General features: G+C 71.1%; 12 protein-coding genes. 3 read left to right on the top strand and 9 right to left on the bottom strand.

The window, feature by feature from the left end; genetic code table 11:
• Window positions 1-135: 135 nt before the first annotated feature.
• From nusB to QM517_RS04795, 4 genes are all read right to left on the bottom strand, one after another.
• The gene (gene nusB / locus QM517_RS04810; RefSeq protein ID WP_077050102.1) at window positions 136-546 is read right to left on the bottom strand and encodes a transcription antitermination factor NusB; all 411 of its coding nucleotides are present in this window, start codon (window positions 544-546) and stop codon (window positions 136-138) included.
• 2 nt (window positions 547-548) lie between these two features.
• Window positions 549-1,109: an elongation factor P gene (efp, locus tag QM517_RS04805; protein WP_076490500.1), complete on the bottom strand. Its 561-nt coding sequence runs from the start codon at window positions 1,107-1,109 to the stop codon at window positions 549-551.
• Between the two features lie 81 nt (window positions 1,110-1,190).
• On the bottom strand, window positions 1,191-1,649 hold the full coding sequence (locus QM517_RS04800) for a type II 3-dehydroquinate dehydratase (protein ID WP_283285558.1): 459 nt from the start codon (window positions 1,647-1,649) through the stop codon (window positions 1,191-1,193).
• A 13-nt stretch (window positions 1,650-1,662) separates the two neighbouring features.
• On the bottom strand, window positions 1,663-3,489 hold the full coding sequence (locus QM517_RS04795) for a sugar phosphate isomerase/epimerase and 4-hydroxyphenylpyruvate domain-containing protein (RefSeq protein WP_077050104.1): 1,827 nt from the start codon (window positions 3,487-3,489) through the stop codon (window positions 1,663-1,665).
• 50 nt (window positions 3,490-3,539) lie between these two features.
• Here QM517_RS04795 and QM517_RS04790 point away from each other — a divergent pair, with 50 nt between their 5' ends.
• The 3 genes from QM517_RS04790 to QM517_RS04780 all read left to right on the top strand — a co-directional run bounded on the left by QM517_RS04790 (window position 3,540) and on the right by QM517_RS04780 (window position 6,506).
• Entirely contained in the window at window positions 3,540-4,172 is a 633-nt protein-coding gene (locus QM517_RS04790; RefSeq protein WP_077050105.1) for a TetR/AcrR family transcriptional regulator, read from the top strand.
• Window positions 4,173-4,291: 119 nt separating this feature from the next.
• Window positions 4,292-5,173, top strand: a complete 882-nt coding sequence (locus QM517_RS04785) for a shikimate dehydrogenase (protein WP_308208877.1) — start codon at window positions 4,292-4,294, stop codon at window positions 5,171-5,173.
• Window positions 5,174-5,186: 13 nt separating this feature from the next.
• Window positions 5,187-6,506, top strand: coding sequence for an MFS transporter (locus QM517_RS04780; RefSeq protein ID WP_283285553.1), 1,320 nt, complete (start codon window positions 5,187-5,189; stop codon window positions 6,504-6,506).
• Window positions 6,507-6,569: 63 nt separating this feature from the next.
• Here QM517_RS04780 and aroB read toward each other — a convergent pair whose 3' ends face one another.
• Genes aroB through mltG form a run of 5 tightly spaced genes read right to left on the bottom strand, consistent with a single transcriptional unit; the run spans window position 6,570 to window position 11,858 of the window.
• Window positions 6,570-7,646, bottom strand: coding sequence for a 3-dehydroquinate synthase (gene aroB / locus QM517_RS04775; RefSeq protein WP_283285551.1), 1,077 nt, complete (start codon window positions 7,644-7,646; stop codon window positions 6,570-6,572).
• Window positions 7,643-8,179, bottom strand: a complete 537-nt coding sequence (locus QM517_RS04770) for a shikimate kinase (protein ID WP_278101608.1) — start codon at window positions 8,177-8,179, stop codon at window positions 7,643-7,645. Before QM517_RS04770 ends, aroB begins: the two co-directional genes overlap by 4 nt.
• A complete protein-coding gene (gene aroC / locus QM517_RS04765; RefSeq protein ID WP_077050110.1) occupies window positions 8,166-9,392 on the bottom strand; it encodes a chorismate synthase in 1,227 nt (408 codons plus the stop codon). Before aroC ends, QM517_RS04770 begins: the two co-directional genes overlap by 14 nt.
• 4 nt (window positions 9,393-9,396) lie before the next feature.
• A complete protein-coding gene (locus QM517_RS04760; RefSeq protein ID WP_283285548.1) occupies window positions 9,397-10,233 on the bottom strand; it encodes a shikimate dehydrogenase family protein in 837 nt (278 codons plus the stop codon).
• Window positions 10,227-11,858 (bottom strand): endolytic transglycosylase MltG, encoded by a 1,632-nt coding sequence (mltG, locus tag QM517_RS04755; RefSeq protein WP_283285546.1) that lies wholly within the window; start codon window positions 11,856-11,858, stop codon window positions 10,227-10,229. Before mltG ends, QM517_RS04760 begins: the two co-directional genes overlap by 7 nt.

Here is an 11,858-nt window from a genome sequence, read left to right as displayed (position 1 = left end):
GAAACGCGCTGTCCTCGTGTTTATGCGCGCGAATCGCGTTTATGCGTGTTCCGGGCGCGCGCAACGCCGCCGCCCGCGCACGCGACGACGCGACCCGCGAGAAGAGCGGGCCGCGCCGGAACACGTCGATGGACGTCAGGACGAGCGGGCGATCCGGGCGAGGACGCCGTGCACGAACGAGCCGGAATCGTCGGTGGAGAACTCCTTCGCGAGCTCGACCGCCTCGTCGATCGCGACGGCGGTGGGCACGTCGTCGTTGTAGAGGATCTCCCACGCGCCCATGCGCAGCAGGGCGCGGTCGACGGCGGGCATGCGCTGCAGCGACCAGTCCTTCGCGAACGTGGTGATCTGCTCGTCGATCGCGTCACGGTTGTCGATGACGCCGTCCACGATGTCGCGGGCGTACAGCCACGACGCCTGGCGGTCGGGCTCGGACGCCGCGCGCTTGGCTTCGACGGCGAGCATCACGGGCAGCTCTTCGCCGCGGACGTCGGCCTGGAACAGGATGTCGAGGGCGCGCTTGCGCGCCTTTGTGCGAGCGCTCAAGGTCAGCTGATGCGGCCGAGGTACTCGCCGGTGCGAGTGTCGACCTTGATCTTCGTGCCGGTCTCGAGGAACAGCGGAACCTGCATCTCGTAGCCGGTCTCGACGGTGGCGGGCTTGGTGCCGGCCGACGAGCGGTCGCCCTGCAGGCCCGGCTCGGTGTAGGTGACCTCGAGCACGACGGACGGCGGGAGCTCGATGTAGAGCGGGTTGCCGTTGTTCAGCGCGATCTGCACCTGCTGGTTCTCGAGCAGGAAGTTGGCGGCGTCGCCGACCGTGGCGGCGCCCACCGTGATCTGGTCGTAGTCGGCGACGTCCATGAAGACGAAGCCTTCGCCGTCGTTGTACAGGTACGTGAAGTCGCGGCGGTCGACGTTCTCGATGTCGATCTTGGCGCCGGCGTTGAACGTCTTGTCGACGACCTTGCCCGACATGACGTTCTTCATCTTCGTGCGGACGAACGCGCCGCCCTTGCCGGGCTTGACGTGCTGGAACTCCACGATGCTCCAGAGCTGACCGTCGATGTTCAGGACGACGCCGTTCTTGATGTCTGCGGTGGATGCCATGAGCTTCGATGTTCCGTTTCGTGAGTTGGTGGGGCGTCGCGTCGGCGCTCGCCCAGCGATCCAGTCTACGCGATGGGTCGCTCAGCCGTCGGCGCGGCCGCTGACGACGTCGACGAGGAGGTCGACGGCGCGCGCGTATCCGGGTACGCCCTCGCCGATCACGTGAACGGCGGCGACGTCTTCGATGTACGAGAAGTGCCGGAAGCTCTCGCGCTCGCGGATGTTCGAGATGTGCACTTCGGCCACGGGAAGAGCCACGGATGCCAGGGCGTCGCGCAGCGCGATCGAGGTGTGCGTGAGTCCCCCGGCGTTGATCACGATGCCGGCGCAGTCGAGGCGGGCGGCGTGGATCGCGTCGATGAGCACCCCCTCGTGGTTGCTCTGGATCGCGCGGACCTCGAGACCGTGGCGCTCGGCCGCCTCGGCTGTCACGCGCTCGACGTCGGCGAGGGTGTCGTGCCCGTAGATCTCGGGCTGGCGGGTGCCGAGCAGGTTGAGGTTGGGACCGTTGACAAGGAGGAGGCGGCGCGGCGTGCTCACCCGAGGCACGCTATCAGCGTCCCCGCTGCGCGGTCAGACGCACCGGTGCCGTGCCCGCCGCGAACCCGGCGTAGTCGCCGATGCGCTCGACGAACTCCAGGAACACCTCGCCGATGGTGCGCGTGTAGAAGTGCAGGTATTCCCCGGCGGCATCCCGGTCGTAGCCGAGGTGCAGGTCGCGCAGCTCGTCGACGAAATCCTCCGCGAGGTCGAATCGGGCGGCGATGTCGTCGTAGTAGTTGGCGGGCATCTCCAGCGGCCGGAACCCGCGCGTGCGCGCGGCGCGGGCGAGCGCACGGACGTCGGTGCACCGGAAGGCGGCGTGCTGGGGAAGGACGGTGGATCCGTCGCCTCCTCGCTCGGCCAGGATCGGGGGCGCGACGTTCAGCGGGATGCGGATCGCCCCGTTCGGCGCCGTGAGCACACGGCTCTCGACCAGTCCCTGGGGGCCGGGGACGTCGGTGCGGCTGTCGAGCGACAGGGCGAATCCGGCGGTGTAGAACAGCGTCGACTCCTCCACCACCTGCCACGGCTGCGTGAGGCTGATGTGGTCCACGGCGAGCACCGGACTCTCGCGCGGCGGCTCGCCGTGCTCGAACTCCCGCACCCACGCGGGGTCGCCCTCGTCCGCCGCCTGCGCCCAATAGATCTCGGTGCCGTCGGGGGCGACTGCGCCGTCCAGGCGCTCCTCGCTGGCGTAGGTGCGCCGGTAGGCGCGCGGTACCCGCAGGTCGTGCATGCGCAGGTCGACGGCTTCGGCGTCGTCCACCTCGAAACCGATCGCCGCGAGCCGGGGGGCCTGGCCGCGCGCGTGCTGTTCGTTGAGGATCACGCGCGCCTCCCCCGCGGTCCAGAGCGTCACGGGCTTCGTGCGGTGCCGCCCGCGCGGGGTGAATCCGAGCTGCGCCAGCAGCTCTTCGACGGAGGAGGTGTCCTCGGCGGTGATCTCGACGAAGTCGACATCGGAGGGTGCCGCCGAGTCGGGCAGCATCGCGATGTCGGGGCGGGACGCCGTGGCATCCGGCGCGTGCCGCGCGACCGCGTCCTCCAGCCACCGCAGCGACCGGCGGGCATGCAGCGCGGTGCGGCGGGGATCGGTCTGCCGGAACGTGTCGTTGAAGACCTCGAGCGACCACGGTCCGGTGTACCCGGCGGCGACGATGCGCGCGGTGAAGTCCACGAGGTCGAAACCGCCCTCACCGGGGAAGAGCCGGTGGTGCCGGCTCCACGACAGCACGTCCATCGAGAGCAGCGGCGCGTCGGCGAGCTGCACGAAGAAGATGCGGTCCCCCGGGATATCGGCGATCGCGGCGGGATCGTGCCCGCGCGAGAGCAGGTGGAACGAGTCGAGGCAGATCCCCACGGCGGGGTGATCGGCGAGCTCGACGATCCGCCACGCGCGGCGGTAGTCGTCGACGTAGCGTCCCCAGGCGAGGGCTTCGAAGGCGATCCGGATGCCGTAGCCCTCCGCCAGCTCGCCGAGGCGCCGCAGCTGGCTCGCGGACACCGCGTCGTCGTCGACGGTCGCGGTGGCGACGTTGCTGCAGCACAGGACCAGGTCCATGCCGAGGCGCCGCATGAGGCGGAACTTCGCCGCCGCGCGCCGCAGCACGGCCGCGAAGGCCTCCTCATCGACTCCCTCGACGTCGCGCATCGGCTGGTAGAGGTCGAGGCTGAGCCCGAGTCGCGCGGCGAGGGCTGCGATCTCCTCGGGGCTCTCGGGGGCGGCCAACAGATCCGGTTCGAAGATCTCGACGCCGTCGAATCCCGCGGCGGCGCAGGCGTGGAGCTTGTCGGCGAGAGTGCCGCTGACGCACACGGTCGCGATCGAGGTCTTCATGGGCGCCGAATGTACCATCCAGTACATAGCCCGTCCACTAGTCTGGGCCGATGCCCGAGGTTCGCCGCGACGCCGAGCGCACCCGCGCCGAGCTCCTCGCCGTCGCGACCGAGGTCTTCGCCGAAGACGGCTACTCCGGCGCCCGAGTCGACGAGATCGCCGCGCGCACCCGCACGACCAAGCGGATGATCTACTACTACTTCGGCGGCAAGGAAGGGCTGTATCGCGCCGTCCTCGAAGAGGCCTACCGCGGAATCCGCGAGGCCGAGCGCGGCATCGATGTCGATCACGCCGACCCCGTTCAGGCGGTGCGCGCGCTCGCCGAGGTCACGTTCGACCATCACGTGCAGCATGACGCGTTCATCCGTCTCGTCGCGATCGAGAACATCCACCGCGGCGAGTTCATCCGCCAGATCGACGGACTGCGCGAGGCCTCGAAGCCCGCGAAGGACGTGCTCGACGAGATCCTCCAGCGAGGTCGTGCCGCCGGGCTGTTCCGCGACGACGTCGAGGCGATCGACGTGCACCTCGTGATCAGTGCGTACTGCGTGTTCCAGGTCGCCAATCGGTATACGTTCGGGCACCTCTTCGACGTCGACATGGCCGAGGCCGGCCGTCGCGCCCACCTGCGGTCCGTCATCGGCGACGTCGTCGTCGGGTGGCTCACCTCCCCCGCCGCCTGAAGCCTCGGCATCCACCCACCTGTTGACAGGCGCTGTTCGTCGTGCTTTTCTGTGAACGTACCGGTTAGTACATTCGGCGGTGGCCGAGAACGACCGGGGTCCGGAAACGAAGGAGTACCGTGATCGACTCGCACCCCTACCTCGTGGGCCTCATCGGCGCGGGGGTCCTGCCCTCGCTGACCCCGCCGATGCACATGGCCGAGGCGCGGTCCCTCGGGCTGACCTACGTCTACCGGCCGCTGGACCTCCCCACCCTCGGCATCGACCCCGAGCGCATCGGCGACGTGCTCGCCTGGGCGGAGCGGCTGGGTTACGACGCCGTCAACGTCACGCACCCCTGCAAGCAGAGCGTGCTCGCCCACCTCGATCGCATCGATCCCGTGGCCGCCGCGCTCGGCGCGGTCAACACCGTGCTGTTCACCGCCGCCGGCCGCGTCGGCTACAACACCGACACGACCGGTTTCGCCGCCGCGTTCGCCGAGGGCCTGCCGGATGCCGCGACCGATCGGGTCGTGCAGCTCGGCGCCGGCGGGGCCGGCTCGGCCGTCGCGGACGCGCTGCTGCGCTCGGGTGCGGCCCACCTCACCGTCGTCGACCTCGACGCGCAGCGCGCGGGTGCCCTCGTCGGCGACCTCGCGGCCCGGCATCCCTCCGCCGTCGTCGCCGCCGCCGCGCCGGCCGATCTCGCCGCGGCCCTCGGCCGCGCGGACGGTCTCGTGCACTGCACCCCGGTCGGCATGGCGGAGCACCCCGGACTCCCCCTGGATGCCGACCTCCTGCGACCCGACCTCTGGGTCGCCGACATCGTCTACCGGCCGCTCGACACCGAGCTGCTGATCGCGGCGCGCGAACGCGGCTGCCGCACCCTGAGCGGCGGACGCATGGCGGTACACCAGGCCGTCGACGCCTTCGCCCTCATCACGGGGACGCGACCCGACCCCGACCGCATGTCCGCGCACTTCCTCGACCTCGTCGCCGCCGGCGACGTCCTCGCCCGCTAAGGAGCATCCGTCCATGACCACCACCGCAACGACGCGGAAGACTCCCGTGAAGGCCGCAGCCGCGAGCTTCATGGGCAGCGCCGTGGAGTACTACGACTTCTTCCTGTTCGGCTCGGCGGCCGCGCTGATCTTCCCCACGGTGTTCTTCCCGTCGGGCGACCAGGCGGCCCTGGTGATGTCGTTCGCGACCTTCGGGTTCGCGTACGTCGCGCGCCCGGTCGGCGCCGTCATCCTCGGCCACTACGGCGATCGGATCGGTCGGCAGAAGGTGCTGATGTTCACCCTTCTGCTGATGGGGCTGTCGACCTTCATCATCGGGTGCCTTCCCGGCTTCGCCCAGATCGGGTGGTTCGCGCCGGCGCTCCTCGTCATCTGCCGCCTGATGCAGGGTCTCTCGGCGGCCGGTGAGCAGGCCGGGGCCTCCTCGCTCACCCTCGAGCACGCTCCCGAGGACCGTCGTTCGTTCTTCACCTCGTGGACGCTCACGGGCACGCAGGGCGGCCAGATCCTCGCCGCGCTCATCTTCATCCCCGTCGTGGCCCTGCCGGACGAGATCAAGTTCAGCTGGGGCTGGCGCGTGCCGTTCTGGCTCAGCGCGCTCGTCGTGATCGTGGCGTTCTTCATCCGTCGGAGCCTGCACGAGACCCCCGAGTTCGAGCAGGCGAAGGCGACCGGTCAGATCGCCCGGATGCCGCTCATCCCCCTGCTGCGCGACCACTGGCGCGACGTGATCCGCGTGATCTGCTGCGCGTTCATCGCCGCCGTCTCGACCGTGTTCGGCACGCTCGCCATCGCGTACGGCAAGGCGCAGGGACTCGACGCGAGCGTCACCCTGTGGCTCGTGGTCGTGGCCAACATCGTGGCCCTCGGCACCCAGCCCCTTTTCGGGCGCCTCGCCGACCGGATCGGACGCAAGCCCGTGTTCATCTACGGCGCCCTGTCGTCGGCGGTCTTCATGCCCTTCTACATCCTGTCGATGGGCAAGGGGAACGACCTGATCACCTTCGGTCTGGCGATCCTGACCTTCTCGTTCGGGTACGCCGCCGCGAACGCGGTCTGGCCCTCGTTCTACGGTGAGATGTTCAGCACCCGGGTGCGGTTCTCGGGGATGGCGATCGGCACGCAGCTCGGCTTCCTCATGGCCGGATTCGCGCCGAGCATCGTCGCGGCCCTCGGCGGCAGCGGCGAGAACGGCTGGATCGTCATCAGCGTCTTCACCGCCGTGATCGCGGTCATCGCGTCGGTGAGCGCCCTCACCGCCCGTGAGACGAAGGACGTCCCCACGGCGCGCCTGGGACAGGCCGCCGAGGAACGCGTCCCCGCGACCATCTGATCACGCAACGCCGGAACGGCCCCGTCTCCCGAGGGAGGCGGGGCCGCTCCGGCGTCCGTGGGCCTACGCCCCGACCTCCTGGTACGCCGCGAACAGCAGCGACTCGTCGGGGGCCTGCAGCACGGTCGGGCGGGCGAGGTCGTCGAGCACGATGAAGCGCAGCATGCTGCCGCGGGTCTTCTTGTCGCGCTGCATCGTGGCCTTGAGCGTCTGGAACGCCCCGGCGCGGTAGGTCGTCGGCAGTCCGAGGGACTCGAGGACCGTCCGGTGGCGCTGGGCCACGTCGTCGGACAGGCGTCCCGCCAGGCGGGACAGCTCGGCGGCGAACACCATGCCGACCGAGATCGCGGCGCCGTGACGCCAGCGGTAGCGTTCGGCGTGCTCGATGGCGTGACCGAGGGTGTGACCGTAGTTCAGGACCTCGCGGAGGCCCGCTTCCCGCAGGTCCTCCCCGACGACGCGCGCCTTCATGTCGATCGCGAGTTCGATGCAGCGGCGGAACGCGTCGCCCCGCGGGTCGACGATCCCCGACGGGTCGGCCTCGATGAGGTCGAGGATCTCCGGATGCCAGATGAACCCGGCCTTCACGACCTCGGCGAAGCCCGCGGTGGCCTCGTTCTTCGAGAGGGTCTCGAGCAGGTCGAGATCGCAGACGACGGCGTGGGGAGGCCAGAACGCGCCCACGAGGTTCTTGCCCTCGGCGGTGTTGACGCCCGTCTTTCCGCCCACGGCGGCGTCGACCATCGCGAGGACGGTCGTCGGGACCTGCACGACCTGCACGCCGCGCAGCCACGTCGCAGCGACGAAACCGGCGAGGTCGGTGACCGATCCGCCGCCGAAACCGATGACCGCGTCCGTGCGCGTGAAGTCGGCCTGTCCCATCACCTGCCAGCAGAAGGCGGCGACCTCGATCCGCTTGCCCGCCTCGGCATCGGGGATCTCGGCGAGCAGGACCTGTCGGTCGCCCACGAGCTGTGCGCGCAGCGCCTCGGCCTGAGCCGCGAGCGTCGGCGGGTGCACGATCAGGACCTTCTGCGCGGCCGCGGGGAGCTTCTCACCAAGCGTGGCCAGCAGGCCGCGCCCGATCGTGACGTCGTAGCCCGGGTCGCCGGCGACGGTGATGGTCGTGGTCTCGGTCATGGGGTCTCCTGGGCCGGGACGGGGCGCGCCCAGGCCACGATGTCGTCGACCACGCGAGCCAGCGGGCCCGAGGATGTGTCGAAAGCGATGTCGGCGGCCGCTTCGTAGATCGGTCGCCGTTCTTCGTAGATGCGGAGCCAGCGCTCCGCCGGATCCTCGCCGCCCAGCAGGGGGCGCTCGTCTCCGTGGATCCGGGATGCCACGACGTGCGGCGCCACGGTCAGCAGCACCACGCGATGCTGCGTCAGGCGCTCGCGCGTGACCGGGTCGAGCACCGCTCCCCCGCCGAGTGCGACGACACCGCCCCGCTCGAGCGCCTCGGCGACGGCATCCCGTTCCACCGCGCGGAAGTGCGCCTCGCCGTGGGCGAGGAACAGATCGCGGATCGGGCCGTGGTCGCGCACGACGATCTTGTCGGTGTCGCTGAACGTCTCACCGAGGGCACGCGCGACACGCCGCCCGACGCTCGTCTTGCCCGCCCCCATCGGTCCGATGAGCACGAGCGCGCCGCGGCCCGCCTCAGCCGAGGTCATGCGCGAGCAACGCCGCGTCGGAGGCGTCGGTGGTGCGCAGCGTCTCGGGCAGGTGCGCGAGGTACGCCTCGAGGTTGCGGCGGGTCTCGGCGACGTTGTCGCCGCCGAACTTCTCCAGGACCACGTCGGCCAGCGTGACCGCGACCATCGCTTCGGCCACGACACCCGCGGCAGGGACCGCGCAGACGTCGGAGCGCTGGTGGTGCGCGGCGGCCGTGTCGCCCGTGGCGACGTCGACGGTCCGGAGCGCGTGCGGAATCGTGGCGATGGGCTTCATGCCCGCGCGCACCCGCAGCACGGTGCCGGTCGACATGCCGCCCTCGGTGCCGCCCGCGCGGTCGGAGGAACGGGTGATGCCGTCTCCGGTCGCGAACAGCTCGTCGTGCGCCTGCGAGCCGCGGCGGGTCGTGGTGAGGAAGCCGTCGCCGACCTCGACCCCCTTGATCGCCTGGATGCTCATCAGGGCCTGGGCGAGCTTGGCATCCAGTCGACGATCCCACTGCACGTGCGAGCCGAGCCCCGGCGGCAGGCCGTACGCGAGCACCTCGACGATGCCGCCGAGCGTGTCGCCGGCCTTCTTCGCGTCGTCGACCTCGGCGACCATCGCGGCGGAGGTCTCGGGGTCGAAGCAGCGCAGCGGATCGGCGTCGAGGAGGTCGACGTCGTCGGGCGTCGGCAGCGCCGCACCCTCGGGCACGCGCACCGGGCCGATGGAGAGCGTGTGGCTGACGAGTCGGATGCCGAGCTCGCCGAGGAACGCGCGCGCCACGGCGCCGAGCGCGACGCGGGCCGCGGTCTCGCGGGCGGACGCGCGCTCGAGGATCGGCCGCGCCTCGTCGAAGCCGTACTTCTGCATGCCGACGAGGTCGGCGTGACCCGGGCGGGGACGCGTGAGCGCCGCACCGCGACCGCGGGAACGATCGGACAGCTCGACCGGCTCGGGGCTCATGACCTCGACCCACTTCGGCCACTCGGTGTTGCCGATGCGCAGCGCGATGGGGCTGCCGATCGTGAAACCGTGCACGATGCCGGTCGAGAGCGTGAGCTCGTCCTCCTCGAACTTCATGCGCGAGCCGCGGCCATAGCCGAGCTTGCGCCGGGCGAGGTCCGCGCGGATCTGCGCGGGAGAGATCGGGACGCCGGCCGGCATCCCCTCCATGAGGGCGACCAGTTCGGGACCGTGGGATTCCCCGGCCGTGAGCACGCGAAGCATGCCCCTATCCTCCCACGAGCGCGACGCGCATCGCGGCGAGGACGGCGTCCTCCCGCTCGAGCGGGACCGCGGGGTCCCCGCCCACGAACACCCGCACCTGCAGCAGGGCCTGGTGCAGCAGCATCGGCAGGCCGTTGATCGCCGCGTTCCCCGCCGCGAGCCACTGCTCGGCGAGCGACGTCGGCCAGTTCCCGTACACGACGTCGACGAGCAGCCCGCCGTTCTCGGCGTAGGGACGGATGCCGGCACCGGCATCCACTCCCCCGGGCAGCGCCCCGATCGTCACGGCGACCGGGTCCGGCGTGCCGGGGGCGTCGAAAGCGGACGGGACGACCTCGACGCCCACCGATGTCCCGAGTGCGCGCAGCGGCTCCACGGCCTCCGGGCGCCGGGCCACGACCTCGACGCGCGCGGCGCCGAGGTCGGCCAGCGACAGCACCGCCGAGGTCGCGGTCGCACCCGCGCCGAGGATCCGCGCGGCCCGGGGCCGGGTGACGCCGGCCTCCCGCAGCGCGCGCGCCAGTCCCCCGACGTCGGTGTTGAAGCCGCGTGGCCCGTCGTCGGTCAGCAGGTAGGTGTTCACCGCGCCCGTGCGCAGCGCCGCGTCGTCGAGCGATGTCGCCGACGTCGCCGCGACGTTCTTCAGCGGCATCGTCAGCGACAGGCCTCGCCAGGTGGCATCCAGGTCCGCCAGCGCCGCGGCGAACCCCGCCTCGGTGACGCGCTGACGCCCGTACTCCCACGGCAGACCCAGCTCGCGGTACGCCGCCGCGTGCAGCGCCGGCGACCGCGAGTGGTCGATCGGATCTCCCCAGACGGCGAGCCGAGCCGGGGTCAGCATCCGCCGTCAGGGTTGGCGCGGCACCAATCCTGGAACTGCTGCACGGCCGTGAGCTGGTCGGCGTAGGTCGTCGAGAACACCGTCTCGCCGGTCTCCAGGTTCACGGTGGTGAAGTAGTACCACGTGCCGTCCACGGGATGCATGGCCGCGTCGATCGCGAGATCGCCGGGGTTGGAGATCGGCCCGATCGGCAGTCCGGGATGGACGTAGGTGTTCCACGGGTTGTCGCTCGTGAGCGCGTTCTCGGTCGACGACGAGCTGCCCGCGCCGATCTCGCCGACGCCGTACTGCGCCGTCGAGTCCATCTGCAGGAGGCCGTGGGTCTCGTCGTTGTCGGGCTGCAGGCGGTTCTCGATCACGCGCGAGACCTTGTAGAAGTCGTCGGAGTTGCGCGCTTCGCGTTCGATGATCGACGCGATGATGAGGATGCGCTCCCGGTCGGCCTCGGGAACCCCGGCCTGATCCAGGGACTGCACCGTGCGCTGCACCATCCTCTGGATGATCTCGGTCGCCGTGACCCCCTCATCGAAGTCGTAGGTCGCGGGGAAGATCCACCCTTCGAGCGTCGAGGCCGGCACGCCGTACTGCGACGGATCGGCCGTCGCCGCCTCGAAGTCCGCCCGCGGCATGCCCAGCTGCTCGGACATCGCATCGAGCGACTGCTCGAGTGTCAGCCCCTCCCGGAGCTGCACGCTGAGGTTCAGACGGTTCGCGGGATCGCCCAGTGCCGCGAGCACGGCCGCGGACGACATCTGCTGCTGCAGCTTGTACACCCCCGGCTGGAACGTGAACGCAACGGCGTTCTTCACCATGTACTGGTAGAGCGAGTCCGACTGCTTCGTGATGCCGGCCTCGAACAGCTTGGGAGAGACGGACTCGCCGGTGTCGCCGGAGGCGATCGTGACCCGCGCTTCGCCGGTGGCCATCCCCTCGGCGTAGTCCGTGGGTTCACCGGTGCCGAGGAACTCGCGGACGCGATCGCCGTAGGTGTTCCACACCACGACGCCGCCGCCGACGAGTCCCCCGAGGATGACGAGCACCACGGCCAGGGCGATCCATCCGCCCACGCGGCGACGTCGCTTCGGGGGGCGGGTGGCGCCGCGCACCTCGTCGGTGTGGGCGCGGCCGGAGAACAGGTCCTCGAGCGAACCGGATGCCGCGGGTCGCGGGGTCTCGGTCGCACCGACCGCCGCGCCGCCGGCGCCGACGAGGACCGGCTCGCGGTCCCGCGACGATTCGGGCTCGGGCTGCGGGGTCCGCCGCGGGCCCGCGGGACGCGAGTCCGCTCCGCGGGGTGCCTGTGTGACGCGGGGCTCGTCTAGCCGCTGCGGCTCCGCCGCCGACGGGGAGTCGCGCGCGGGCCGGGGCCCGGGTGTCGTGTCGGCGGAGGGCCGCGCGGCGGGGACGGCGGTCGTGTCGTCGGCCGCAGGGGCGGCGGGCGTCGGACCGGTCTGCGTCCGGCGGGCCTCGCGCGCGGCGCGGCGGGAGGCCGGCGCGGGGGCGTCGGGCGTCGATGCGCCGGCACCTCCTCCGTCGCGCGCGGCGGCGCCTGTCGTGCCCGTACGGGGGTCGGGCAGACGTCCGTACAGCTCCGCGAGAGGATCGGTCGGGTCGTTTTCGGGCAT

The sequence above is a fragment of the Microbacterium sp. IEGM 1404 genome, from assembly GCF_030056775.1.
In the GTDB taxonomy this organism is placed as follows: domain Bacteria; phylum Actinomycetota; class Actinomycetes; order Actinomycetales; family Microbacteriaceae; genus Microbacterium.
Note: the sequence above shows the minus strand (reverse complement) of the source record. Positions and strands in the feature narration are given on the sequence as shown.